Origin of the sequence: Nocardia grenadensis NBRC 108939, from assembly GCF_001613445.1 — a bacterium.
GTDB classification, from domain to species: Bacteria; Actinomycetota; Actinomycetes; order Mycobacteriales; family Mycobacteriaceae; genus Nocardia; species Nocardia grenadensis.
This window is the reverse complement of the sequence record NZ_BDCJ01000040.1, coordinates 1-19,348: the sequence shown is the minus strand read 5'-3', so window position 1 is coordinate 19,348 and position 19,348 is coordinate 1. Positions and strand designations below refer to the sequence as shown.

Annotated in this window: 48 protein-coding genes; 47 read left to right on the top strand and 1 reads right to left on the bottom strand. The window is 61.0% G+C overall.

Annotated elements, in window-relative coordinates; all coding sequences use genetic code 11:
- Positions 1-316: 316 nt before the first annotated feature.
- Both NGR01S_RS28500 and NGR01S_RS28495 read left to right on the top strand, forming a co-directional pair.
- On the top strand, positions 317-1,201 hold the full coding sequence (locus tag NGR01S_RS28500) for a helix-turn-helix domain-containing protein (RefSeq protein WP_082853968.1): 885 nt from the start codon (positions 317-319) through the stop codon (positions 1,199-1,201).
- Positions 1,198-1,401, top strand: coding sequence for a DUF397 domain-containing protein (locus NGR01S_RS28495; RefSeq protein WP_063042289.1), 204 nt, complete (start codon positions 1,198-1,200; stop codon positions 1,399-1,401). Before NGR01S_RS28500 ends, NGR01S_RS28495 begins: the two co-directional genes overlap by 4 nt.
- A gap of 88 nt (positions 1,402-1,489) precedes the next feature.
- On the opposite strand, the gene NGR01S_RS28490 is transcribed toward NGR01S_RS28495, so the two are convergent.
- Positions 1,490-2,008, bottom strand: a complete 519-nt coding sequence (locus NGR01S_RS28490; RefSeq protein ID WP_063042287.1) for a helix-turn-helix transcriptional regulator — start codon at positions 2,006-2,008, stop codon at positions 1,490-1,492.
- Between the two features lie 183 nt (positions 2,009-2,191).
- On the opposite strand from NGR01S_RS28490, the gene NGR01S_RS30635 reads away from it, so the two are divergent.
- From NGR01S_RS30635 to NGR01S_RS28290, 45 genes are all read left to right on the top strand, one after another.
- Positions 2,192-2,449 (top strand): helix-turn-helix transcriptional regulator, encoded by a 258-nt coding sequence (locus NGR01S_RS30635; RefSeq protein ID WP_156511140.1) that lies wholly within the window; start codon positions 2,192-2,194, stop codon positions 2,447-2,449.
- Between the two features lies 1 nt (position 2,450).
- Entirely contained in the window at positions 2,451-2,594 is a 144-nt protein-coding gene (locus NGR01S_RS31350; RefSeq protein ID WP_156511139.1) for a hypothetical protein, read from the top strand.
- Between the two features lie 111 nt (positions 2,595-2,705).
- Complete coding sequence (locus tag NGR01S_RS28485) at positions 2,706-2,927, top strand: hypothetical protein (RefSeq protein ID WP_063042285.1); 222 nt, start codon at positions 2,706-2,708, stop codon at positions 2,925-2,927.
- 11 nt (positions 2,928-2,938) lie between these two features.
- Positions 2,939-3,628: a DNA cytosine methyltransferase gene (locus tag NGR01S_RS28480; protein WP_063042283.1), complete on the top strand. Its 690-nt coding sequence runs from the start codon at positions 2,939-2,941 to the stop codon at positions 3,626-3,628.
- A 14-nt stretch (positions 3,629-3,642) separates the two neighbouring features.
- A complete protein-coding gene (locus NGR01S_RS33295; RefSeq protein ID WP_082853966.1) occupies positions 3,643-3,906 on the top strand; it encodes a WhiB family transcriptional regulator in 264 nt (87 codons plus the stop codon).
- Positions 3,903-4,214, top strand: a complete 312-nt coding sequence (locus NGR01S_RS28475) for a hypothetical protein (RefSeq protein WP_063042281.1) — start codon at positions 3,903-3,905, stop codon at positions 4,212-4,214. The genes NGR01S_RS33295 and NGR01S_RS28475 overlap by 4 nt, the downstream gene beginning before the upstream one ends.
- Positions 4,211-4,555 carry a hypothetical protein gene (locus tag NGR01S_RS28470; protein WP_063042279.1) on the top strand — a complete coding sequence of 115 codons (345 nt, stop codon included), beginning with the start codon at positions 4,211-4,213 and terminating at the stop codon, positions 4,553-4,555. Before NGR01S_RS28475 ends, NGR01S_RS28470 begins: the two co-directional genes overlap by 4 nt.
- A 5-nt stretch (positions 4,556-4,560) precedes the next feature.
- Positions 4,561-4,860, top strand: a complete 300-nt coding sequence (locus tag NGR01S_RS28465; RefSeq protein ID WP_156511138.1) for a hypothetical protein — start codon at positions 4,561-4,563, stop codon at positions 4,858-4,860.
- Positions 4,857-5,111: a helix-turn-helix domain-containing protein gene (locus NGR01S_RS28460; RefSeq protein ID WP_063042275.1), complete on the top strand. Its 255-nt coding sequence runs from the start codon at positions 4,857-4,859 to the stop codon at positions 5,109-5,111. The genes NGR01S_RS28465 and NGR01S_RS28460 overlap by 4 nt, the downstream gene beginning before the upstream one ends.
- Positions 5,112-5,120: 9 nt before the next feature.
- A complete protein-coding gene (locus NGR01S_RS28455; RefSeq protein ID WP_063042274.1) occupies positions 5,121-5,318 on the top strand; it encodes a hypothetical protein in 198 nt (65 codons plus the stop codon).
- Complete coding sequence (locus NGR01S_RS28450) at positions 5,315-5,524, top strand: hypothetical protein (protein WP_063042272.1); 210 nt, start codon at positions 5,315-5,317, stop codon at positions 5,522-5,524. The genes NGR01S_RS28455 and NGR01S_RS28450 overlap by 4 nt, the downstream gene beginning before the upstream one ends.
- Positions 5,521-5,784, top strand: coding sequence for a hypothetical protein (locus NGR01S_RS28445; RefSeq protein WP_063042270.1), 264 nt, complete (start codon positions 5,521-5,523; stop codon positions 5,782-5,784). The genes NGR01S_RS28450 and NGR01S_RS28445 overlap by 4 nt, the downstream gene beginning before the upstream one ends.
- Complete coding sequence (locus tag NGR01S_RS32950; protein ID WP_281179819.1) at positions 5,784-5,915, top strand: hypothetical protein; 132 nt, start codon at positions 5,784-5,786, stop codon at positions 5,913-5,915. Before NGR01S_RS28445 ends, NGR01S_RS32950 begins: the two co-directional genes overlap by 1 nt.
- Entirely contained in the window at positions 5,915-6,307 is a 393-nt protein-coding gene (locus tag NGR01S_RS28440; RefSeq protein WP_063042268.1) for a hypothetical protein, read from the top strand. The genes NGR01S_RS32950 and NGR01S_RS28440 overlap by 1 nt, the downstream gene beginning before the upstream one ends.
- Before the next feature lie 320 nt (positions 6,308-6,627).
- A complete protein-coding gene (locus tag NGR01S_RS28430) occupies positions 6,628-7,083 on the top strand; it encodes a hypothetical protein (RefSeq protein WP_063042264.1) in 456 nt (151 codons plus the stop codon).
- A 3-nt stretch (positions 7,084-7,086) separates the two neighbouring features.
- Complete coding sequence (locus NGR01S_RS28425) at positions 7,087-7,482, top strand: DUF6197 family protein (RefSeq protein WP_063042262.1); 396 nt, start codon at positions 7,087-7,089, stop codon at positions 7,480-7,482.
- A complete protein-coding gene (locus NGR01S_RS28420; protein ID WP_063042260.1) occupies positions 7,469-7,711 on the top strand; it encodes a hypothetical protein in 243 nt (80 codons plus the stop codon). The genes NGR01S_RS28425 and NGR01S_RS28420 overlap by 14 nt, the downstream gene beginning before the upstream one ends.
- A 12-nt stretch (positions 7,712-7,723) precedes the next feature.
- Positions 7,724-8,071 carry a nucleoside triphosphate pyrophosphohydrolase family protein gene (locus NGR01S_RS28415; protein ID WP_063042258.1) on the top strand — a complete coding sequence of 116 codons (348 nt, stop codon included), beginning with the start codon at positions 7,724-7,726 and terminating at the stop codon, positions 8,069-8,071.
- Positions 8,071-8,454 carry a hypothetical protein gene (locus tag NGR01S_RS28410; RefSeq protein WP_063042256.1) on the top strand — a complete coding sequence of 128 codons (384 nt, stop codon included), beginning with the start codon at positions 8,071-8,073 and terminating at the stop codon, positions 8,452-8,454. The genes NGR01S_RS28415 and NGR01S_RS28410 overlap by 1 nt, the downstream gene beginning before the upstream one ends.
- 70 nt (positions 8,455-8,524) lie before the next feature.
- Positions 8,525-8,677 carry a hypothetical protein gene (locus tag NGR01S_RS31345; RefSeq protein ID WP_156511137.1) on the top strand — a complete coding sequence of 51 codons (153 nt, stop codon included), beginning with the start codon at positions 8,525-8,527 and terminating at the stop codon, positions 8,675-8,677.
- Positions 8,674-9,024 (top strand): DUF4406 domain-containing protein, encoded by a 351-nt coding sequence (locus NGR01S_RS28405; protein WP_063042293.1) that lies wholly within the window; start codon positions 8,674-8,676, stop codon positions 9,022-9,024. The genes NGR01S_RS31345 and NGR01S_RS28405 overlap by 4 nt, the downstream gene beginning before the upstream one ends.
- A gap of 166 nt (positions 9,025-9,190) precedes the next feature.
- Positions 9,191-9,502 (top strand): DUF6197 family protein, encoded by a 312-nt coding sequence (locus tag NGR01S_RS28400; RefSeq protein WP_156511136.1) that lies wholly within the window; start codon positions 9,191-9,193, stop codon positions 9,500-9,502.
- On the top strand, positions 9,499-9,831 hold the full coding sequence (locus tag NGR01S_RS28395) for a hypothetical protein (protein ID WP_063042252.1): 333 nt from the start codon (positions 9,499-9,501) through the stop codon (positions 9,829-9,831). Before NGR01S_RS28400 ends, NGR01S_RS28395 begins: the two co-directional genes overlap by 4 nt.
- Entirely contained in the window at positions 9,828-10,637 is an 810-nt protein-coding gene (locus NGR01S_RS28390) for a hypothetical protein (RefSeq protein WP_063042250.1), read from the top strand. Before NGR01S_RS28395 ends, NGR01S_RS28390 begins: the two co-directional genes overlap by 4 nt.
- Position 10,638: 1 nt before the next feature.
- Positions 10,639-10,896, top strand: coding sequence for a hypothetical protein (locus NGR01S_RS28385; RefSeq protein ID WP_063042248.1), 258 nt, complete (start codon positions 10,639-10,641; stop codon positions 10,894-10,896).
- A gap of 190 nt (positions 10,897-11,086) precedes the next feature.
- Positions 11,087-11,266 (top strand): hypothetical protein, encoded by a 180-nt coding sequence (locus tag NGR01S_RS28380; RefSeq protein WP_063042246.1) that lies wholly within the window; start codon positions 11,087-11,089, stop codon positions 11,264-11,266.
- A 70-nt stretch (positions 11,267-11,336) separates the two neighbouring features.
- Positions 11,337-11,546 carry a hypothetical protein gene (locus NGR01S_RS28375; protein ID WP_063042244.1) on the top strand — a complete coding sequence of 70 codons (210 nt, stop codon included), beginning with the start codon at positions 11,337-11,339 and terminating at the stop codon, positions 11,544-11,546.
- 66 nt (positions 11,547-11,612) lie between these two features.
- Positions 11,613-12,203, top strand: coding sequence for a hypothetical protein (locus NGR01S_RS28370; RefSeq protein ID WP_063042242.1), 591 nt, complete (start codon positions 11,613-11,615; stop codon positions 12,201-12,203).
- The gene (locus NGR01S_RS28365) at positions 12,200-12,382 is read left to right on the top strand and encodes a hypothetical protein (RefSeq protein WP_063042240.1); all 183 of its coding nucleotides are present in this window, start codon (positions 12,200-12,202) and stop codon (positions 12,380-12,382) included. The genes NGR01S_RS28370 and NGR01S_RS28365 overlap by 4 nt, the downstream gene beginning before the upstream one ends.
- 419 nt (positions 12,383-12,801) lie before the next feature.
- On the top strand, positions 12,802-13,482 hold the full coding sequence (locus NGR01S_RS28360) for a dATP/dGTP diphosphohydrolase domain-containing protein (protein ID WP_063042238.1): 681 nt from the start codon (positions 12,802-12,804) through the stop codon (positions 13,480-13,482).
- Complete coding sequence (locus NGR01S_RS28355) at positions 13,479-13,868, top strand: DUF6197 family protein (RefSeq protein WP_063042236.1); 390 nt, start codon at positions 13,479-13,481, stop codon at positions 13,866-13,868. The genes NGR01S_RS28360 and NGR01S_RS28355 overlap by 4 nt, the downstream gene beginning before the upstream one ends.
- Positions 13,868-14,122, top strand: coding sequence for a hypothetical protein (locus NGR01S_RS28350; RefSeq protein WP_063042234.1), 255 nt, complete (start codon positions 13,868-13,870; stop codon positions 14,120-14,122). Before NGR01S_RS28355 ends, NGR01S_RS28350 begins: the two co-directional genes overlap by 1 nt.
- Positions 14,123-14,232: 110 nt before the next feature.
- A complete protein-coding gene (locus NGR01S_RS28345; RefSeq protein ID WP_063042232.1) occupies positions 14,233-14,586 on the top strand; it encodes a DUF6197 family protein in 354 nt (117 codons plus the stop codon).
- Entirely contained in the window at positions 14,583-14,957 is a 375-nt protein-coding gene (locus NGR01S_RS28340) for a DUF6197 family protein (protein ID WP_063042230.1), read from the top strand. The genes NGR01S_RS28345 and NGR01S_RS28340 overlap by 4 nt, the downstream gene beginning before the upstream one ends.
- Positions 14,954-15,214, top strand: a complete 261-nt coding sequence (locus NGR01S_RS28335) for a hypothetical protein (RefSeq protein ID WP_063042228.1) — start codon at positions 14,954-14,956, stop codon at positions 15,212-15,214. Before NGR01S_RS28340 ends, NGR01S_RS28335 begins: the two co-directional genes overlap by 4 nt.
- Positions 15,211-15,408: a hypothetical protein gene (locus tag NGR01S_RS28330; RefSeq protein ID WP_063042226.1), complete on the top strand. Its 198-nt coding sequence runs from the start codon at positions 15,211-15,213 to the stop codon at positions 15,406-15,408. Before NGR01S_RS28335 ends, NGR01S_RS28330 begins: the two co-directional genes overlap by 4 nt.
- A complete protein-coding gene (locus NGR01S_RS28325; protein ID WP_063042224.1) occupies positions 15,395-15,781 on the top strand; it encodes a hypothetical protein in 387 nt (128 codons plus the stop codon). Before NGR01S_RS28330 ends, NGR01S_RS28325 begins: the two co-directional genes overlap by 14 nt.
- Before the next feature lie 40 nt (positions 15,782-15,821).
- Positions 15,822-16,304, top strand: coding sequence for a hypothetical protein (locus NGR01S_RS31700; RefSeq protein ID WP_169811984.1), 483 nt, complete (start codon positions 15,822-15,824; stop codon positions 16,302-16,304).
- Entirely contained in the window at positions 16,301-16,660 is a 360-nt protein-coding gene (locus tag NGR01S_RS31695; RefSeq protein WP_063042220.1) for a hypothetical protein, read from the top strand. The genes NGR01S_RS31700 and NGR01S_RS31695 overlap by 4 nt, the downstream gene beginning before the upstream one ends.
- Complete coding sequence (locus NGR01S_RS31690; RefSeq protein ID WP_063042218.1) at positions 16,657-17,244, top strand: metallophosphoesterase family protein; 588 nt, start codon at positions 16,657-16,659, stop codon at positions 17,242-17,244. Before NGR01S_RS31695 ends, NGR01S_RS31690 begins: the two co-directional genes overlap by 4 nt.
- The gene (locus NGR01S_RS28305) at positions 17,237-17,593 is read left to right on the top strand and encodes a hypothetical protein (RefSeq protein ID WP_063042216.1); all 357 of its coding nucleotides are present in this window, start codon (positions 17,237-17,239) and stop codon (positions 17,591-17,593) included. The genes NGR01S_RS31690 and NGR01S_RS28305 overlap by 8 nt, the downstream gene beginning before the upstream one ends.
- Positions 17,590-17,787 carry a hypothetical protein gene (locus NGR01S_RS28300; RefSeq protein ID WP_063042215.1) on the top strand — a complete coding sequence of 66 codons (198 nt, stop codon included), beginning with the start codon at positions 17,590-17,592 and terminating at the stop codon, positions 17,785-17,787. Before NGR01S_RS28305 ends, NGR01S_RS28300 begins: the two co-directional genes overlap by 4 nt.
- 262 nt (positions 17,788-18,049) lie before the next feature.
- Positions 18,050-18,364 (top strand): hypothetical protein, encoded by a 315-nt coding sequence (locus tag NGR01S_RS31335; RefSeq protein WP_063045477.1) that lies wholly within the window; start codon positions 18,050-18,052, stop codon positions 18,362-18,364.
- 106 nt (positions 18,365-18,470) lie between these two features.
- A complete protein-coding gene (locus NGR01S_RS28295; RefSeq protein ID WP_063042213.1) occupies positions 18,471-18,983 on the top strand; it encodes a hypothetical protein in 513 nt (170 codons plus the stop codon).
- The gene (locus tag NGR01S_RS28290; protein ID WP_063042211.1) at positions 18,976-19,185 is read left to right on the top strand and encodes a hypothetical protein; all 210 of its coding nucleotides are present in this window, start codon (positions 18,976-18,978) and stop codon (positions 19,183-19,185) included. The genes NGR01S_RS28295 and NGR01S_RS28290 overlap by 8 nt, the downstream gene beginning before the upstream one ends.
- Positions 19,186-19,348: the final 163 nt, after the last annotated feature.

Genomic DNA, 19,348 nt, shown 5'->3' with positions numbered 1-19,348 from the left:
TATGGGCATCTCCTGCTCCCCTGACTACTAGTCTTGGTGAGCACCCGGTGCAGGGTCCAAGAAGCGACATGGCGTCAGCATCGACATGTTCACTTGCTTCTGACAGATCGGACCACCGGCCTACGGGTTCTCCTGCCCCGCCGGTCGATGCTCCCTCGGTAGCGGCCGAGAGACTGTCCTGCACCGGGTGCCCACTCAGTAGACGCCTCCCGCAAGTGATTTGAAAGCGCTACGGTGGAGATTCCATGGACGAATCCGGGGAAACCCTTCACGGAAGCCTCCATATTCCATCAATCCGGTTAGCAAAGGTAACGACATGGCCACTGGATCTACCCTTCCGAGAAGGGCTTTGGGGCGGCAACTGCGGACACTGCGCGAGCGCAACCGCATCAACCAGGCCGACGCCGCACGCATCGCGGAGACCAGCCCACAGACCTACGGCCGGCTCGAAGATGGTCGGATCACCAAAGTCACTGACATGCTGCTCAACACGCTCGCCAACGCCTACGGGGCTACCGACGAGGAGCGCAGAATCCTGCTGGAGCTGGCCCAGGAGATCCGCACCTCAACCGCCCCGGGTGGAAGCTGGTGGCGCACTTACGCGGACGCCATGGCGTCAGGGTTCGATCACTACCTGGCCCTGGAGGAAGCGGCGGATTGGGTCACCTCGTGGCAGACGACCGTAATCCCCGGACTGCTACAGACGCGCGATTATCGCCGAGCCATCGACTGGAGCCTGAATCCGACTGTGCCAACCGAGGAGATCGAGCGCGGGCTGGATGTGATCATGAAACGACAGACCCTCCTGGATCGCCCCAGGTTTCACTTCGAGCTGCTGCTGAGTGAGGCCGTGATCAGGTATCAGGTCGGAGGGCCGGGGGTTATGTCTACGCAGCTCCAGCACCTGATAGACAGATCCGAGGCGCCGGGGGTCGACATCAGAATCGTCCCCTTCAGCGAGGCGAGTCCGGTCGGATTACTCGCGAAGAGCTTTGTCCTGTTCAGCTTCCCGCCCCTACCTTCCAGCAGGCTCCAGGAGCCACCAGTGGCCTATTCCGAGCTGCTATCGGGGGATCTGTACATAGAGCGCGGTGAGGACGTGGATCGGTACAAGGGCGAGGCGGAGCGCATACGACGTGTAGCGTGTTCCACGGTGGCATCTCAAGAACTGATGCTGAAAGCAATGAAGGAGATGAAATGATGGACCTGTCCGGCGCGCGGTGGTTCAAGAGCACCAAGAGCGGCGGGGGTCGGGATTGCGTTGAGGCCGCTCACCTGGACCAGGGGTTTGTCGGCGTGCGCGACTCGAAGAACCCCACCGGCCCCGCACTGGTCTTCACGCCCGGCGAGTGGGATGCCTTCCTGGCCGGCGCGAAAGACGGCGAGTTCGACCGACCCTGACCAACCACACCAAAGACCCCCGGTTTCGCCCTGCTGATAGGCGGCCGGGGGTCTTTTTCTTGTTTAAAACGGACTAGTTTCCCTTTTATTAGCCCCTACGAGAAGGGACCCCTGGTGCTCGGTGGCTACCAGAGGTCCCTGCTTCGGGCTTGTCTTCAGTTGGAGGACTGGCCTGCTGCTCGATTAATTTTCGAAAAAGGTCGGCCGAGCGCGCCACTACCCCTCTGCCCAGCTGCTCCAGCTCCGGCGAGAGGTCCGCGCTGCCTTTCACCCCCTCGTGGTAACTCCAGGTGTCACGCATGATCGTCCCGAGTGCGTCGATGACTTCGCTCAGGTCGAGATCTTGAATGGCCGGCTGCGGCTGGGTGATCCCCTCGTCCAGGAGTCGCCGCGTCTCGCCCTCCTTCCATTGCAAAGCAGCATCGAATGCCCTGAGGGTGCCCTGATTCGGGGTCGTCGGGATCTTGCCCCGCTCCCAGGCGGAAATAGTCGGCTTGCTCGGGCCCCCGACGCCCAGCATGTCGGCTTGCTTCAAACCCAGGGCAACACGGCGCTCCTTGAGGAGTTGGCCGATCGCCTGGGCATGGGGGTGATACTGCTCTGTCATGCCTCAAGGCTACTCAGGTTAAGTCTGATGGCACAAGGGTTACCTCACAAGAGGTCAGATTTGTCTCACTTGAGACCCTTTGACCTGGGCTTTAACCTTCACTAAGCAACGGATTCATAACGGACCAGACTTAACCACAGATTTGCCTTGGACTTAACCACGGACAAGTCTAGTGTTCTTCACATGCCCACCACACCGAACCTGGTCAGAGCGGGGATCGAAGCCCGTCGAGCGGCCAAACCGAAAGTGTGTTCGACCGTTTCTGTTACATTAGATTTGTCCCAGATCCGTACTGCGCTTGACCTCACACAGGTCGAGATCGCGGGCCTTGTCGGAGTCTCCGACGCCTACTGGTCCATGTTGGAGAGGGGCCACCGACAGGCTTCGAACGAGCTGCTGACCAAGGTTCTGGGCCTCTTCCGTCACAAGCTGGGGATCTGACATGTACATCGATCCCGCCGATCTTCCCGACCTGGGCCCCATGCCCGCCGACCTGCTCGATTCCCTCGTTGACCACCTGGTCGACCTCACTCGCAAGCGCCCCGAACTGCGGGCACACCTGATCAGCGCTGTCGAAAACGCCTGACGCTCTTCTTCTTTCCTCTTTCTCGTAATTCCGAGGTGTCTTCAGCGATGCCTCGTTCCCCTAAGTCCGCTGTCCTTGGCGGCAACCACCCGGTTCGGAGGTCTATTCGTCATGCCCTTGTACAGCTTCATAGAAGTCCGGAAGTGGGTATCGGAGGTGGCACAGCAGCACGGCGTCGAGCTCTCCAACCGCAAGTGCAAAGACGTTGCCTACCTGTGGATTACGGAGCAAGAACTCGTACACGACGGTGTTGCAGGGGATTTGCGGCTCCACTCCGATCCCACTGGTGATAAGGCCGTGAAGCGCCTCCTCTCTATCCTCCAGCCCGCCTGAACGGAAAGACCATGCCAAGACTTCTGGACGCCTTCTGCTGCTCGGGGGCGGCAAGCGTCGGCTACAACCGCTCCGGGTTCGACGAGATTGTGGGGGTCGACATCGTAGGACAGCCCCGCTATCAGTTCGACTTTGTCCAGGGCGACGCCATCGAGTTCATCCGCCGGTACGGCCACGAGTTCGACTTCATCCACGCCAGCCCGCCCTGCCAGGCCAGTACCACCCTCACCAAGGGGACCAACAAGAAGCGCAACACCGAGATCGGCCGCGAACATCCCCAGCTTATCCCCCAGACCCGCGAGGCGCTCGAAGCAACCGGCCGACCCTACGTCATCGAAAACGTCTCCAGCGCACCGATCAGGCGAGACCTCATGCTCTGCGGCGAGATGTTCGGCCTGGCGGTGATCCGACATCGCATTTTCGAGCTGGGCGGCTGGTCGACACCGAATCCACCCCATCCGAAACATCGCGGCTACGTCCGGGGCTGCCGGCACAAGGTCTGGCGCGACGGACCCTACTTCGCTGTCCACGGGGAGGGCGGCGGCAAGGGGACGGTCGCGGAGTGGCAAAAGGCCATGGGGATCGACTGGACCGACGTCCGTAAGGAAATAGCAGAGGCGATCCCTCCTGCCTACAGCCAATACATCGGCGAACGAGCAATGGAGGTTTTGTGGCCCAACCAGACGCCCTTGTCGGCTTAGTCCCAGAGAAATGGATGGAAGAGGCCAAGTGCGGAAGGGGCGACCCCGACCTCTGGGATCCCAAAACGCTGCCCCGCACTCCCCCACTTCAGCGCCGGCGAGCGGCCATCGAGAGGTGCTCCGGCTGCCCGGTCAAGGCCCAATGTGCCGACTTCGCGGTCCGTACAGGCGCCAGTCACCTCATCTACGCCGGCATCCCACTGGGTCTCGATGGCCGGAATCAACATGCCTACGCCGAACTCAGGCGCCTGGCCAAACGATTGAAAGGAATGCAGTGAAACGCGATATCGACATGTCCGACACCCAGGACGTAGGCGACCTGAAGCACTGGGTCAAAGTCCTGGCCGACGCCCGAGCCCAGATCGCCAAGTACAAAGAGCGCGAAGCTCAGGCCAAGGAGAAGCTCCTCGAAGGATTCAAGGCCACCACTGCGACCATCGAGGGTAAGCCGGTGTTCACGGTCCAACGCTCCAGCGGCCGACGCTTCGACTCCAAGCGCTTTCGGGCCGAGAACCCCACACAGTCCGAGAGCTACATGATCGAGACCTCGACCGAAGCGGTGTTCCTGGTCGGAGACGACGAGTGACCATCGCCGACGCTCTGGATCAAATCATCCGCAACGGCGTCTCCCCCCTGGCTCAGGCCGACCGCCATCCACCGTACGGACAGCTAAGAACAATCGGCCTGGTCCTCTACGGCGAACTGTCCACCATCGTCACTCTCGACGATCCCCGGCCGGCTCTGCGCACATTCGTCTCCACCCTGCGCGAGGACATTCGGGGCATCGACGTCCTCACTCCGGCCCGGTCGTTCGCGGCTCATAACGCCGGAGTAATCGAGCAGGTCCCGATTCACATCTTGATCGCCTCGATGAAGCAGAACCTGATCACCGCACTCACCCCCATTCTCACAGGAGGCGCCCAGTGAGGGCTATGAACAAGCCGAAGACCTACCGCCAGCTCGTCGACCGTGACGTAGAAGCTGTCCGCTGGGGCCCGACCTGGGAAGAAATGCAGCTCGCGGCCAAATGGCTCGGCAGCCGAGGAGTCCCCTTCCGCTTCGACAGCGACCGCCAGCTGCCCGGCTCCGCCGATATGGGACTCCCGCCTCTGTTCGTCAGCACATTCCGTTTTGATGAGTATGAAGTGCGCATCGGCGACTGGCTGGTTGTGGCGCAGCAGGGCCGGGTCCGCGTGGTTCCGAATGACGAGTTTAAGGCCGAGCACCCATGATTCGCGGGCTGCTGTTCCGGGAGCCCGACCTGGCCAAGAGCCTCATCAAGGCCGAGCTGGACTTTCGCAAGAACCTGGTCGCGGCCCGGCAGGCATCCGATCTCACCCGGGAACAGGTCGCCGAGAAGCTCGGAACAACGGCCGCCTGGGTCCGAGATATCGAAGATCCCACATTCCAGCCGACGTTGGCGCAGCTCCGGGCCTACATGCTCGCGATCAACGTCTCCGTCACCTACCACATCCACATCTGAGGAGATCTCATGCCACCGGACGCCTTCGATCCGACCATATTTCGCACACCCGGCGGACCGAGAGAAGTTCACGCCGACCTCCGAGTAGCCGCCAACGGCCAATTCGAGCTGTTCACCGCATACAAGCAGGCGGGATTCACCGAGGCGCAGGCCATGGAGCTGCTTCGCACGTTACTGCTCCGAACAGGTCCCGAGGATGCCGAATGATCTACACGGCACTTCGGGACCTGTTCGCAGCCCATGCAATCGAGAACTACGGCATGTCGCCCACCACCCCGGACACCTGCAAATGCGGGCACAAGAGCTATCCGGAACAGCGAGGCGAGAACGACTACCGGGATATCTCTGAGCTGCGCGCCATCGCCCATTCCGATCACCTGGTCGAAGTCCTGGCAAAGGAGCTGTTCCCGTGATCGATTACGACGAGCTCGAACGCACCATCCTCAAGACCGTCTGGGATGAGCTCAAACGGCAGCGAAAGAACGCCAAAGAGGGCCTGATCGAATCCCTGGATGAGGCCGACGTCACCAAGACCTACGAGGACGCGGAGGACAACGTTTGGTCGCATCGGGGCAGGGATTGGGGTTTCGAGTACTACGGCTCCGAGTGGCGATCTGTCAGTCATACCGCCGCATACGACGACGAGGGCCCGTTCAAGGAGGTCATCTCGTAATGGATCCCGAACTCCGCACCATCCTCACCAATCTCGAACTCGGCCGGCGCTACTGGGACTGGGACATCGTCGACCGGGCCATTCAGAGACTCGCCGAATACACATTGACCACGGAAAAGGAGCACTTCTGATGCCCATCATCAAGAACTGGCCGCTGCTCGCCGACGCCGTTGTCCAGATCATCCTGCATCCCGAAACCTGGAACCAGAGCTACTACGCCGCGAAGACCGACTGCGGTACAGCATTCTGCGTCGCGGGATGGGTGACCAGGCTGGCCGGCGCGGAGCCGGTGTTCGAGGGAGATCACTGGGCAACCACCGACTGTATCCTCAACGGCCGCCAGCGCTACATCGATGCGGCCTCCAGTGAATTGCTGGGTCTGGACCTGGTCAGGGGTGATTCCCTCTACGACGGCGACAACAGCCTGGAGACCATCCTCAAGCTGGTGACCAACTGGGCCGAGGTGGACGGCTACGAACTGCCCGCGCTGATCACCGACAAATACGCGGAGCTTGTGGCATGACCAATCCCCATGACGGCTCGCACCGGGGCTTCATGTCAGAGGAGGAATGGAATCAGCTCTGGGACGAGTACGACGCCGAGAAATACGACGACAACGAATTCTGGTGGATGTGACATGAAGGCGTACAAGGTCGAGTATTGCCGAGGACGAGGCGGGCTCTATTACCTACGCATCACTGGCCCAGACGTCATTCACCACAGCAAATACATGCACATGCTCGAAAACGTCTCCAGTTACGCGCTGAGCCATCTGGCAACAAAGATCGAATCCCGAATAGACGGTCTCTTCGTCGATTTCGTCGAGGTCGCCCCGGAGGACTGGTGAAGTACATCAACACAGACGGCCAGGAGGTCAACGGAGAGGTCTTCGCTCCCGGCCCGCGTCCAAATTCAGTCTGGGTGCTCCGGCCCGATCGGCAGGCAGTGGTCGTCAAGGTCGGGACGAAGACGGTCAAGGAGAAGGGGCCGGACGGCAAGGAAGTCAAAACAGTCGTTCAAATCCGCGAAGAAGCCCCTTATCCCCTGCCCGACTACTGCCCTCCCCTGCCGGCCGCCGCCCAGGAAGCAGCCCAGGAAGTCGTCGACCGGTACCGCGATGCCATGGCCGAACTCCAGCTACTCGGCAAACTCACCCCCATCGGCGAGGACTACAAAGCCGCCCGGACCGTCCTGGCCTACCAGGAGAAAGCGCAGCAGTCCCGCCTTCCCTATATCGCGGCCCATGGCGGCAATCAGGCCGTCAGCGACCGGAGATTCAAGGAACTCTCAGAGGAGTAATTCATGAAAACCACGATTCAAAACCTCAAGGCAGCAAGAGGGCTGCTGGCAGAACACGGCATCGGCGACGGCGATGCTTACAACTCCTATACCGGCAAGTACTGCCTGATCGGCGCTGTAGCTGCGGCCAAGTTCGATCTCTTCGGCGAAGCGCTGGAGGAGATCAACGGCGACGACCCCCGCAGTCCCTACGGCCGCAACACCAACGACTGGCCGGAATTCGCCGCCTTGGATGAGCAGCTGCCATTGCGCCGAAGCGCTCTTATGTACAAGAACCTCTACAGCTTCAACGACACCCACATGAGCAGATTCGGCGACGGCCCCGAAGCAGTTCTGGATCTGGTCGACCGCACCATCGCGAAGCTGGAGAATGCCGGCACCACCGATGAGCCCCGATAGCCCGGACCTGGGGATCTATGCCGACCACGAAGACCTTCTCTCCGAATGGGGCACATGGACCCGAACCAGTGAAGCCACAGACTTCGGCGTCATTGCTGCCACGGTCGCTGCGGTCATCCAAGGCATCGAAGAAACCCCGGGCATAGAGGTCTCCCACATCCAGCTCGGCAACATCATCGCTCACATCCTGCACAACCACGGCGCATTCCACCGGCGCCCGAACTGCTAGGAGAAACCCACCATGAACGAAACCCGCCTTCGCTCATCCCTGCTCGAACTCCAGAACCAGGTCCACTCGATCGCCGAACAGCACGGTTGGCACGACGGCCGCACCTTCGGAGACGAGATCGCGCTGGCCCATTCCGAACTGTCCGAGGCCCTGGAGGCTTTCCGCGATACCGGCGACGTCCGCAAGATCTGGACCACCGAGGCCGGAAAGCCCGAAGGCGTAGCCAGTGAGTTGGCCGACACCATCATCCGGATCCTGGACACCGCGCACGAGTTCGGTATTCCGGTCATCGACGAGCTCTTCGCCAAGATGGCCTACAACGAGACCAGGGGTTTTAGACACAACGGAAAGCATCTCTGATGGCACTCGACGAGAATCAGCTCTATCGGGACATCCGGGATCTTTTCGAATCCAACGTAAGCTTCACGGAGGCCACCGTCACCGCTTCTCAGCTGGTCAATCATCTGAAAACGCTCCGTCCCGAGTGGTTCGAGCAGCCGACGATCCTCCCGCAGCAGTTCATCCAGGCGCGCTTGGCCGAGGAAACCCAGTACTCGGGCACCAAGTTCGAGAAGGTCACCCAGGCCGTCATCAAGCGCTACGTCGACATCGTCTCCCGGCTGGAGGCTCAGGTCGATATCCGCCGCGACCTCAGACTACTTCCCGGCCTGCACGAAACCCTCAAGATCATCGCCGAGCAGTGGAAAGCCCATCCCGACTACGAACGGATCGACTGGCCATGAGCGCTTACACCGCAGTGTTCCTGATCGTGGCCGTAATCCTGCTCTCCTACTGGCTTTTCGAGGGGCAGTAATGACCATAACGGAAATCATCAAGCGGCTGGTCGACATCCTGGCCGAAGACGGCGATCTGGAGGCCACCTGCTACAACCCGGGATTCAGTGACGAGATCACGGACGTCGAGGTTGAAGTAGGCGCGGATGGGAAGCGGGTGTGGATCGGATGAGCAAAGTCTACCTGGCCGGCCCGATGTCTGGCTATCCCGAGTGGAACTTCCCCGCCTTCCATGCTGCCGCCGCAGAGCTTCGAGACCTGGGCCTGAATGTGGTCAACCCCGCCGAGCTGGACGATCCGGGGCACGTGCCGGGTTCCGAAGATTGGTCCTGGTACCTGCGGCGGGACCTGAAGAAGCTGCTCGACTGCGACTCGATCGTGCTACTGCCAGGCTGGGATGAGTCACGAGGTGCCAAGCTGGAGTATCGAGTCGCCTACGAGCTGGGGATGAGCTTCGAGGACTACGAGCCGCTGGTCCACTACCTGAAGCTCATGCGCGAGAAGGCCAAGGCCACATAAACCCGAGGGTCGACGGCCGGCAACATCGGAATGCGGGGGTGTAAGGCCGTTGGGCACCGGCTCGCTGATATTCGCGGGCTTTCAAGTGCATTCCGAGACCCTCATTCAATTTTCAGCCGTCAACCTTTAATTGCGGCTGCCGCTATTCAAGGTAAGGAGAAGACAGGTGAAGTCTGTCCTGAAAACCCTCAAGCAGGGCAAAGATCTACTCGAAAAACATGGCTGGATACAGGGCATGATGTTTCGACCCCACCAGGGCTTCTGCGCCATGGGTGCCATCAATATGCAGCTGATCAGCCATATCGACTACAGGACCGCCATCCACGCCCTCTGGGTCGAACTTCCGGCCGGCAACTACGACGAGTCCGAGCTGAGCCCCCACCCGATCGCCCAGTGGAACGACGCCAAAGGCCGCACCAAAGAGGAAGTCCTGGCCCTGTATGACAAGGCAATAGCCACCGAGGAGGCAAAAGTATGAAATTCCGCCGGCTTATCGAGAACAACGACCACGAAGGCGAAACCTGGAATTGGTGGCTTCAGGTCGACGGCAGCGAAGAAGAGCTCGCCCGTCTAGAAGAGCTGATGGCCAAGTTCGATAGCGAATTCTTCACGCTCACCGATGACATCGAGAACAGGGAAGTCGTCGATCTGCTGGTTCGCTACAGCGCGTTAGCCTACTACGCCGATCACAACCTGGTGCTGGGGGTGCTGACACTGCCCGACCTCTCTCGCTACGAGCGCGCTGATGACGTCACAGATCTGCTCTACAAGGGCCGAATCGCGGACTACTACAAGGAAGCCGAGTGACGCCGGATGACTTCCTCGATGTTGCGGGCATCGATAACGAAGATCTTCTCAACGACCTGAAGCAAATGCTTTTGGACGCAGAGAAGAATCGCCCACGGTCACAGCAGCGGACACTCGGCCCCTCGGAGGTCGGACATCCCTGCATGCGAAAGCTCGCCCACGCCACGGTCGCCAGCCGCAAAGCCAACCTCACCACCACCGAGCGCGGCGCCAACAGCTACGACGACCCCCTGGCAGCCATGATCGGCACCGGAGCCCACACGGTCATGGAGGAAGCAGCCCGATCGGCCAACGACGCTCTTGGTGAAGGCAATATGCGCTGGATCCCCGAGTCGAGAGTGACAGTCCGGCCACCGGAGTCGAATCGGCCGGGCCTGTCGGGTACTGCGGATCTCTACGACCTGCGGACCCATACGGTGCTCGACTGGAAGTTCCCCGGGGTGACCCGCTACAAGCACTACGTCGCCCACGGCCCGAGCCCCACCTATCGCGGCCAAGCGCACCTCTACGGCCGGGGTTACAAGAACATGGGCTTCCCGGTCAGTCACGTGGGGATCATTTTCGTCAGCCGGACGGGGACCCTGCGCCAGATGCACCTGTGGCGGGAGCCGTACTCCGATGAGCTGGTCGACGAGATCCTGACCCGCCTCGATGACGTGGACCGCCTGATCGACGAGCTGAACCTGGAACAGAACCCCGCCGGCTTCCCCCAGGTCCCGATGGCTCCCGACGACGACTGCGAGCGCACCTGCGGCTGGTGGTCACCCATCGTCGAAAACGGTTACCAGTGCCCAGGAAAGGGGTGACATGGCGAAACTCGAACTCGCCGGCGTGCGGCTGGTGATCAACGGCGAGGAGGTTTCGATACCGCAGCCGCCCCCTCCCGAACCCGAACCGCCGATCGAGGTCCCACCGATGACCCGGGAGCAGGCGATCGCCCATATCCAGCAGCTGTCCGATCAGGTTGCCATGGAGTTCTGCGTGGGCCGGCGAGAGAACGATCGGCTCGACGAAGAAACGAGGCAGGCGCTCATGGCTCTGGGAGTGGCATGGGAAGACACGTAGAGGGCGGTTCGATGCGCTGGAGAGTTGATCGGGTCCTTCCTGGCTGGTGGCGAGCCGAGAAATGGCAGAAGAGCTGCGGCTGGCCTTACGACTGGGAACCGAGGACTCATTCAGGGCGATCTTTCCGCAGCCAGCCAGAAGCCTTCGCCTACGCCTGGGGGCAGATCGAGCGCGCTTGGAACGAGGCCGATTGAGCAAGAAGAAGAAACCCACCAAGAAAGACATCGAGTCGGAGCGGGACGAATTCCGAGGCCGGCTGGAGAGGATCTACCTGTGGAATCAGGACACGCTGGCGCCTCACTCGGGGTTCCTGGCGGCCGAGCTCAAATCCCTGGTGACCGCCGAGAAGCCGGAGCTGGGATTCAGGTGAAGAACTGGGCCTACTCCGACGACCTGCCCTGGTGGTGGAAAGTCCCCGTCGTCAAGCACAAGAGGAAGTAGTGGTCGGCAAATACACCATCCACTGTCCTGACGAGTCGTCGGCTTCCGCGTACGCCAACCCGTTCGACACCTTCGACGATGCGGTAGTCGTAGCGAACATCCACAGCAAGAGCTCGCTGGAGTTCAAGCCCGTTTGGGGAGATCACGCCTGGGAAGCCGAAGCCCCCGATGGCAAGTACTACACGATCCGCTGGCACCCCGATTGGTGACCCAAAGCCAACAACCAGGGACAACGGCGTCCCACCAAGTAACCCCAACAACAGGAGAACACACACATGACCAACCCGCAGCAGCAGAACACCCCCGTCGATCCCGATGCCTTCCTCATGGGTGGTGGGGGCAACTGGTTCAAGTTCGACAAGATCGGCGCTCGTGTCACCGGAGTCGTCGTCGGCAAGGAGCTGAAGCACAAGAACAAGTTCGGCACCCAGATCCCCGACTACTACGACGACGGCAAGCCGAAGATGGCCTACGTCGTCACCCTGGAGACCGCGCTGCGCGACCCGGAGAAGGATGGCGACGACGGCACCCGCAAGGTCGAGTTCTCCCCCCACTTGAAGGGCCTGGTCTCCCGGGAGCTGAAGTCGGTCGGTCTCACGGGTCCGGAATTCGGTGGGCGGCTGGACATCACCTACGTCGCCGACGTTCCGGGCAAGGGCAAGATGGACAAGAAGGATTTCAAGGTGGTCTACACCCGGGCCGCTGATGTCGCTCTGTCGGCTCCCGAGGTGTCAGCTCCGGCTACTGCTTCGACTCCGTCCACCGCTGCTGCACCGGCTGCCGGCCAGACAGGCGAACAGACCCCGGAGCTCGCTGCCGCTCTGGCCGCCCTGGCAGCTCTTCAGGCTCAGCAGGCTCAGCAGTGAATCCCGCCGACGCCAAGATCGCGCGCATCAACGAACAGCTGACCGATGCGCACAAGGAAGTCACAGATGCGCAGGCACGAGTCATTCGGCTCCAAGAAGAGCTGGCCGTTGCCTATCGAGAACGCGATGACTTCAACACCGATGTAACTCTGGCCTACCAGGCATTCAACCGAGGCTAGTCCTCCCAACCGTCCCCATCCCGCTTAAAGGCGGCGTCGAGTCATGCCCGAATGGGGACTCCAATTTCCACTCCAAACGCAATCACACACAAAGGAGATATTCATGGACACCGACGAATTTGTTTTCTTCTCGGGAGTGCTGACGGGAGCTGTGGTCGCAGTGCTCTTCATCGCGCTGTTTGTTGTGGTCGGAAGTTGACCTGCCCGAAGTGCGACCGCCCTGTCATCGAAGCCCACCTCCCCGCCGGCTACGCACAACTCTTCGACGCAGCCCCAAACCCCGAGCATGGCAACACCCTGATTCTCAACGGAAACGCCATGTACATCCAGGGTCCAGCACTTTTCGATGCCCGCCGGATGGGGCTGCCGGTCTACGCACGCCACGGAATTACGTGCCCCAACTATCACCGGAGAAACACATGAGTCAATGCCTGAGCGAAAGCAACTTCACCTGGAATGGCCACACCCTGCGATGCGAGCAGGACATCGACGAGCACGACCCAGGGAACCACTCGTCCATCTGGAGTCATGGGGATTTTCGCTGGCCCATTCTGCGTGACGGCATGCGGATCGATATGACAAAGCCCTCCCCTGAGCTCGATGCGGTTCGCCATATCGCAACAACGGGCGGCTGGGGTGGCACAGGCATGGACGATGACGAATTTCACGTCTACTCCCTGGAACAGGAGCTGGCGCACCAGAAGGCCGTTCAGGAAGCCCAGGCGAAGGGTCGGCCCCTGCCTCAGCGAGAGAAGCCCGTCAGCGAGGTCCGCACCACAAGCTCTACCGGCGGCCAGAAGGGCGTGAAGCCGGCTCGATTCGACCTGATCCCGCCGCAGGCCCTTTTCGCGGTAGCCGAACACTACGGCAAGGGCGCCCTCAAATACGACGACCACCAGTGGCTCAAGGGTTACGAGTGGTCGAAGTCGTTCAGCGCGATGATGCGGCACGCCTGGGCTTTCTGGAGCGGTGAGGACTTCGACCCCGAGACCGGAACGCCGCATATGGCCGCAGTCAATTTCCACGCCAACGCCCTCCTGGTCTTCATGGACCGTTTCCCCGAATTCGACGACCGTCCACACACGAAGGAAGCGAAATGATCGACAACATTCTCCGCGAGGCCCTGAATCTCTTCGGCGAGAACGGCGAACGCTGGACCACCGGATCATTCAAGACCCCTGACGGCTGCTACTGCTCATTGGGGGCGATTGCCGAGGCCGGGTTCGAGGAAGTCTGGGAGCAAGAAGCTTGGGACGAAAGCGGCGACTCTGTCATGGCTGATTCCGTACAGGAGGAGCTCAATGGCCTGATCGCTGTGGTCGCATTGGCCGATGCCATCGAGGATATCTATCCGGAATTCGTAGCTCGCAATTGGAAATACAGCCCGGACCACGACGACCTGATCACCGAATTCAACGACTCGCACACCTGGCCCGAAGTGAAGGCGGTTTTCGAACGGGCCATCGAACTGGCAGAGGAAGCGTGATGTACCGCAACCCGAAATACCATTACACCCTCGAAAAGGCCGAACCCGGCTACGACCGCCCATACGTAGAGGCCGTATTCCCGACTATCGAGTGCGCGATGGGCTACGTCAAAGCCGGACTGGGCGACAAGGGGAATCTGACCTGGGATCGAAAGGTCCAAGACGGTTCCTGGTGGCTTGAGGCCGACGACGAAGATACGACCTGGTTCATCGTCCGCCATCTGTACAAGCCGCAGCGCCAGGCCGCCGAGTGAAGGCCACCTGTGATATCTGCGGCGACACCATATTCCGCGATGACGAAGTCGCCGAAGTGGGCGATAGGGAATTCCACGCGGACTGCTACTACCAAGGAATGGACTGAAAAATGAGCATCAAAGCTAACCTGACCACCGCACTGGAGCTCGTCAACGCGGGCTGGGCCAAGGGGAACGTATACGACAGTGGCTGCTACTGCCTTCTGGGCGCCATAGCTGCGGCTCGCACCGGACTCCGGGGCAGGGAATTCCAGGACTGGCATTACCACTACCACACGGACAGCGCCTACAACGTCACGCCCGAAGTCGAGCTGGTGGCCGAGGTCGCGGCTACGGAGTTCCCGGGCAGGGGGGATGGCGAGTATCTGGCTGATCAGGTCTACCGCTTCAACGACAACCCCGACACCCAGCAGGCCGACGTGGTTCGAGTCCTGGCCAAGGCGATCGAGGCGGCCGGCGAATGAGCGTCAAAGACAACCTGATCAAGGCCCAGGAGATCTTGGAAACCGAAGGCTGGTGCAAGGAGTCGTCCTTCGATGAGGAAACCGACTCGTACTGCCTGCTCGGCGCTATCTACTCCGCACGGACGGGGGTATGCGGGGCCGAGATCATGAAGGCGCCCCACGACCCCTACGAGCACAGCCCGGAAGTGGAAGCGGTCGCCGACATCATCATCAAGGGCGATCCGGTGCTGGAGGAGTTCTACGAGAGTCACGCCGCAAAGTTCGGAAAGCCCAGGGTGGAGGGCATTGTCTACAGCTTCAATGACGCGGACGAAACCACCCAGGCCGACGTGATGACCGTGCTGACCAAGGCGATCGAGGCGGCATCGTGACCTACCCCTACTACGTCGTGATGCTCATGGGGGATGTGACCGGCACCGACACCGAATACACGGTCCAGGGCAACCTCTACGGCCGGTCACCGATGTACGAGCGGGCCCATGCGCACTGGCAGCACCTGCGAGAGCAGCGACCAAACCTGCCGTGGACCCTCCTCCGCTTCGAGACCGAGCACGAAAACCGCTTGGAGATGTGGATCTATACCGCTCCCGAACCGCCACTCTTCGCCGACCTGGGGACCATGCCATGAGAGACATCGCCGACCAGCTGGCCTTCCTGGCAGTGAAGCTCCTGGAAACGGGTGAACATCCTCTCGGGAATCCGGACTGGATCATCGAGTTCCCGGACGACCAGGGCAAGCAGACACTGCGCCGCAAACTGACCGACGAGTTCGAGTACCTCCTGACCAACCTGCCGGAAGGAACTATCGATGCCCAGCAGTAGCGGCCTGCCCCAGTGGTATTCCCGTCAGGACGAGCTGACCCCGCAACAGCAGCAGGCCGTCATGATCAAGGCCAAGGAGATGTCACTGCCTCCCGGGTTGCGGGCGTCCGGTAAGAAACGGGATCTGCGCGACGCCTACCACGGCCGGATGATGCTCAACGACATTTGGCAGCCCAAGACCAGCGATCCCATGCGCGACCTGGTGATGACAGCTCAACGCTCCAATGCCCGGGGCGAGCTGGAAAAGGTCATCCGGGAGCTGGAAGCACAGATGCAGAGCTCGGACGATATCGCCTGGTGCAAGGAAGCGGCCAAGGCTATGTTCTCGATCGGAATTACGGAGGAGCGCCGTGAGCGAGCCAAGCGAATTTGACCCACTGCGGCGCTGCATCAAGTGCGAACAGTCCTTCCCGGTGTCCAGCTACCGAAAAGGCCGCAACACCTGCAAGAGCTGCACAGCAGTGCAGAAGGCGGCCTGGTCGAAACGGAACCTGCGCTGGTGCCCGCAGTGCGATCGTCGGCGCGCTCGGCGACTGTTCGACTCTCCCGACCCTGACGCTCGCTGCGGATATTGCCGGGGAGCGGTCAAGCAGAAGTCATCGCTCACCGAACACCACTGCATCGAGTGCCAGCGCCTGACCCCGAAGGCCGAATTCGGCGAGAGCCGCTGGTACGCCAAGCAGTACATATGCCTGGAGTGCCGGCCGCTTCAGCATGATGTTCCGGTCGACGACATCCAGTACGACTACGCCTTCGCGCGGGAGATCTTGGGGTTCGGTCCGGAGAAGGCGCTGGAGTGGGTGTCCGGCGGGTATCGGAATCAGGCCCAGGACACGATCGTCCGCAGTGTCGACCCCGCCAAGTCGTGGGAGCCGGATCCGTTGGTGGCGGCATGAGCGACCGACTCTACGACCTCAGCCGCGAATACCGTTGCAGCAAGTGCGGAGAGACCAAGCCGGCCATCGCATTCTCTCGGCGAACTCGCAAGAGCGGCCAGGTTTCCGCTCAGGCCAACTGCAAGGCGTGCAGCAATGCCCGGGTGGAGTCGTGGCGCAAAAGCCAGCCACCCAAGAAGGCTCCGGACTGGAAATACGACTTCCGCTTCGCGCGGGATGTGCTCGGTTACAGCTGGGATCAGGCCGCCGCGTGGGTCTGCAATGCCTACGAAGAGGTCGACGAGATCACCATGGCATCACTCGGCCGGCCCGTCGACTGGCAACCGGATCCCTACCTGGAAGGAGCAGCGAGTTGACCGGAATCTGGTTTACATCAGATCAGCACGTCGGAGGTCACGAGAAGGTCTTCCGGCTGCGGGGATTCGATTCCGCCGAGGAACACGATGCAGAACTGGCTCGCCGCTGGGACGAGGTTGTCAAGCCGAACGATCGGGTCTACCTGGGCGGAGATCTGACCGGACAGCGCGGACATGAGCAGCGAGGGTTGGCCTGGGCGAAGCAGCGTCCGGGTAGGAAGATCCTGATCTGGGGCAATCACGACCCGGGCCACGGTCACCACTCCCAGGCGCACAAATGGCAGCGACCCTACCTGGAGGTCTTCGAGGCCACCATGGAAACGGCCGTCATCAAAATCCTCGGTCACCGGGTACTGATCAGCCACTTCCCCTACGCAGGCCCGGACGGCGACCACACCGAAACGCTGCGCTACCCCGAGTACCGGATGGCCGACACGGGCCGCTGGCTGATCCATGGGCACACGCACAGTTCTAGGCAGGTCCGAGGCCGGCAGCTGCATGTAGGAGTAGACGCTCACGATCTGACACCGGTCCCGCTGCGCTGGGTTCAGGAGCAGATCGAGAAGGAGAAGAACGATGTCTGACCAGGTCGAATACCTCAGTCTGGACGGATCCGAATGGCCGAACTTCCGGGTGACGACCACGAGCCCACCGGAAACCGAATCACTGTGGCACTGCCTGGTCGAGAGCATAGGCGCCTGGGAGGACGACGGAACCCCGGTCGAAGAGTACATAGAGCGCTACCTCACCGCGACGATCAAATGGGATTCGTGCTCCCACTTCGTATTCGGTGACGCGGAGGACAACCTGGGCTACCTGCACATCTGTGGTGTCCGGTACTTTCAGCTGCACGCGCTCCTGATGAAAGAGCTCTACCGGATGGCCTTCGAGCACATGGGCAAGGAGCCGCTGCCGTACGAGGACTGGACATGAGCGAGGAATTGCCGGGAATCCCGGTCGTCTACTCCACCACCTGCTCGTTCTGCGGGGGGCCGTTCCAGGAGGGCGAGCAGGTCATCAAGGCGTTCGGGTGGGACCAGCTGGAGCACTGGCAATGCGCTGGCATGGGGTTCTCGCAGATGCAGGAGCAGATCCTCGAAATCCTGAGCCATGAGGAGGACTCGTGAGACACGGAACCATCGACGGCTACAACCGCCACCGGTGCCGCTGCGATGAGTGCAAGGCCGCCCACAGAGAGCGGTGCATCACAAACCGTCAACGCCGCCTGGATCAGCGCATCGAGGTAGACGGCAAGTTCTACAGCCCGATCGTCGAGCGCCACGGAACCACCAACGGCTATCGAAATTACGGATGTCGCTGCGCGGGGTGTACTGCCGCCCACGGAAGAGGATGCCGGGACTATTACCGCGCGAAAGCGAAGGAGAGGGCATGAAGCAACTCAAACGCCTCTGGCGAACCTGGCGACATATCCGGAACATGCAGATTCCCGCCGGCGGCCAGGTCAAACCCACTCCACATCCCCCCAGATCTCGACTCGTCGTCCTCCATGCGGATGAGTCATCGGTCGCAGCCCTGAATATCGGCTCGGTGACCATCAATCCAAACGTCACTGTGACGGCAACCCGGTCGGACGGCAGCACGACTACCCGCAGGCTGGGCCCGGACGGCTACTGGCACGACATCGGCCCGACCAACGAGAACTGGATGGGCGTCGAATCGCTCATGAAGAAGGACGAGCCGTGACCGACTGCCCGGAATGCGGAACGCGCCTGCTGATCGACATCCGAGGCTGGCGCTTCTGTATCCGGGAGCACGGTCTCCTCTTTGACTGCAAACCAAAGGACAAGATATGAAGAAGGCATACCTGGTCGTCAAAGACTACGGCTACAACGAGATCCAGTCCATCGCGATCATGCCCGACAAGAAGAAGGCCAAGGAGTACGCCCGGCTGCTGGGTTCCGATGGGGATGTGCAGACGTTCGAGGTGCTGGACGAGATTCCGGAGCACTGGACCGTCTTCACATCCCAGATGGCCCTGCATCACGACGGTAGGGAGAACAGCGAGGGTATCTACACCAGCGAGCGGACGTACTGGGCGGAAGACGGCAATTTCGATCCGGAGCGCTATCCGAGCATCGAGGTCGAGCATATTTTCACCTACGACTATTCCAACCAGAAGCCCTTGACCTACAGGGAACTGCTCACCATGAAGGGCGTCTTCTACCAGGAGGTCTTCGCCCCGCAGCCTGAGCGTGAACCGAACACCTGGTCCATCACCATCGAATCGCTGGACAAGGACGAGGCCGAGCGGCTGGCACGGGAGCACTACGACGCACTGAAAGCGAAGTGGATCGATGGCTGAGTACGCATGGCTGCTCGAACGGGATGCGCCGGCCAACGAGAGGGTAGGGCTCTACCGGGACGTCAACGACGCGATCCGAAAAGCGTTCGAGATCAGTGACTTCTTCGGCAAGAGCTCGCAGGACATTCCGCTGGAGGTCATCCATCCGGACTGGCAGTACCGCCACGGGCTCAGCGTAATCACCAAAATGGAGGTCCAGTGACCGAGGTCAACCTCGAAGAACTGAATTGGACCGACATCGGCTCAATCATCAGTGCCGTCGTTCTGATGTTCGGGGAGCTGGCCTACACGGGGTCTATCGAAGACGGCACTTGGGATCTCACACCCGCAGCCAAGGACTACGTCGATAAGTCGGTCGCCCGGAT

Bases quoted from the DNA above. Each gene is read 5' to 3' on its own strand.
- NGR01S_RS28500 (WP_082853968.1), top strand. From the start codon at position 317: ATGGCCACTGGATCTACCCTTCCGAGAAGGGCTTTGGGGCGGCAACTG.
- NGR01S_RS28495 (WP_063042289.1), top strand. From the start codon at position 1,198: ATGATGGACCTGTCCGGCGCGCGGTGGTTCAAGAGCACCAAGAGCGGC.
- NGR01S_RS28490 (WP_063042287.1), bottom strand. From the start codon at position 2,008: ATGACAGAGCAGTATCACCCCCATGCCCAGGCGATCGGCCAACTCCTC.
- NGR01S_RS30635 (WP_156511140.1), top strand. From the start codon at position 2,192: ATGCCCACCACACCGAACCTGGTCAGAGCGGGGATCGAAGCCCGTCGA.
- NGR01S_RS31350 (WP_156511139.1), top strand. From the start codon at position 2,451: ATGTACATCGATCCCGCCGATCTTCCCGACCTGGGCCCCATGCCCGCC.
- NGR01S_RS28485 (WP_063042285.1), top strand. From the start codon at position 2,706: ATGCCCTTGTACAGCTTCATAGAAGTCCGGAAGTGGGTATCGGAGGTG.
- NGR01S_RS28480 (WP_063042283.1), top strand. From the start codon at position 2,939: ATGCCAAGACTTCTGGACGCCTTCTGCTGCTCGGGGGCGGCAAGCGTC.
- NGR01S_RS33295 (WP_082853966.1), top strand. From the start codon at position 3,643: ATGGAAGAGGCCAAGTGCGGAAGGGGCGACCCCGACCTCTGGGATCCC.
- NGR01S_RS28465 (WP_156511138.1), top strand. From the start codon at position 4,561: ATGAACAAGCCGAAGACCTACCGCCAGCTCGTCGACCGTGACGTAGAA.
- NGR01S_RS28460 (WP_063042275.1), top strand. From the start codon at position 4,857: ATGATTCGCGGGCTGCTGTTCCGGGAGCCCGACCTGGCCAAGAGCCTC.
- NGR01S_RS28455 (WP_063042274.1), top strand. From the start codon at position 5,121: ATGCCACCGGACGCCTTCGATCCGACCATATTTCGCACACCCGGCGGA.
- NGR01S_RS28450 (WP_063042272.1), top strand. From the start codon at position 5,315: ATGATCTACACGGCACTTCGGGACCTGTTCGCAGCCCATGCAATCGAG.
- NGR01S_RS32950 (WP_281179819.1), top strand. From the start codon at position 5,784: ATGGATCCCGAACTCCGCACCATCCTCACCAATCTCGAACTCGGCCGG.
- NGR01S_RS28440 (WP_063042268.1), top strand. From the start codon at position 5,915: ATGCCCATCATCAAGAACTGGCCGCTGCTCGCCGACGCCGTTGTCCAG.
- NGR01S_RS28425 (WP_063042262.1), top strand. From the start codon at position 7,087: ATGAAAACCACGATTCAAAACCTCAAGGCAGCAAGAGGGCTGCTGGCA.
- NGR01S_RS28420 (WP_063042260.1), top strand. From the start codon at position 7,469: ATGAGCCCCGATAGCCCGGACCTGGGGATCTATGCCGACCACGAAGAC.
- NGR01S_RS28415 (WP_063042258.1), top strand. From the start codon at position 7,724: ATGAACGAAACCCGCCTTCGCTCATCCCTGCTCGAACTCCAGAACCAG.
- NGR01S_RS28410 (WP_063042256.1), top strand. From the start codon at position 8,071: ATGGCACTCGACGAGAATCAGCTCTATCGGGACATCCGGGATCTTTTC.
- NGR01S_RS31345 (WP_156511137.1), top strand. From the start codon at position 8,525: ATGACCATAACGGAAATCATCAAGCGGCTGGTCGACATCCTGGCCGAA.
- NGR01S_RS28405 (WP_063042293.1), top strand. From the start codon at position 8,674: ATGAGCAAAGTCTACCTGGCCGGCCCGATGTCTGGCTATCCCGAGTGG.
- NGR01S_RS28395 (WP_063042252.1), top strand. From the start codon at position 9,499: ATGAAATTCCGCCGGCTTATCGAGAACAACGACCACGAAGGCGAAACC.
- NGR01S_RS28385 (WP_063042248.1), top strand. From the start codon at position 10,639: ATGGCGAAACTCGAACTCGCCGGCGTGCGGCTGGTGATCAACGGCGAG.
- NGR01S_RS28370 (WP_063042242.1), top strand. From the start codon at position 11,613: ATGACCAACCCGCAGCAGCAGAACACCCCCGTCGATCCCGATGCCTTC.
- NGR01S_RS28360 (WP_063042238.1), top strand. From the start codon at position 12,802: ATGAGTCAATGCCTGAGCGAAAGCAACTTCACCTGGAATGGCCACACC.
- NGR01S_RS28355 (WP_063042236.1), top strand. From the start codon at position 13,479: ATGATCGACAACATTCTCCGCGAGGCCCTGAATCTCTTCGGCGAGAAC.
- NGR01S_RS28350 (WP_063042234.1), top strand. From the start codon at position 13,868: ATGTACCGCAACCCGAAATACCATTACACCCTCGAAAAGGCCGAACCC.
- NGR01S_RS28345 (WP_063042232.1), top strand. From the start codon at position 14,233: ATGAGCATCAAAGCTAACCTGACCACCGCACTGGAGCTCGTCAACGCG.
- NGR01S_RS28340 (WP_063042230.1), top strand. From the start codon at position 14,583: ATGAGCGTCAAAGACAACCTGATCAAGGCCCAGGAGATCTTGGAAACC.
- NGR01S_RS28330 (WP_063042226.1), top strand. From the start codon at position 15,211: ATGAGAGACATCGCCGACCAGCTGGCCTTCCTGGCAGTGAAGCTCCTG.
- NGR01S_RS28325 (WP_063042224.1), top strand. From the start codon at position 15,395: ATGCCCAGCAGTAGCGGCCTGCCCCAGTGGTATTCCCGTCAGGACGAG.
- NGR01S_RS31695 (WP_063042220.1), top strand. From the start codon at position 16,301: ATGAGCGACCGACTCTACGACCTCAGCCGCGAATACCGTTGCAGCAAG.
- NGR01S_RS28305 (WP_063042216.1), top strand. From the start codon at position 17,237: ATGTCTGACCAGGTCGAATACCTCAGTCTGGACGGATCCGAATGGCCG.
- NGR01S_RS28300 (WP_063042215.1), top strand. From the start codon at position 17,590: ATGAGCGAGGAATTGCCGGGAATCCCGGTCGTCTACTCCACCACCTGC.
- NGR01S_RS31335 (WP_063045477.1), top strand. From the start codon at position 18,050: ATGAAGCAACTCAAACGCCTCTGGCGAACCTGGCGACATATCCGGAAC.
- NGR01S_RS28295 (WP_063042213.1), top strand. From the start codon at position 18,471: ATGAAGAAGGCATACCTGGTCGTCAAAGACTACGGCTACAACGAGATC.
- NGR01S_RS28290 (WP_063042211.1), top strand. From the start codon at position 18,976: ATGGCTGAGTACGCATGGCTGCTCGAACGGGATGCGCCGGCCAACGAG.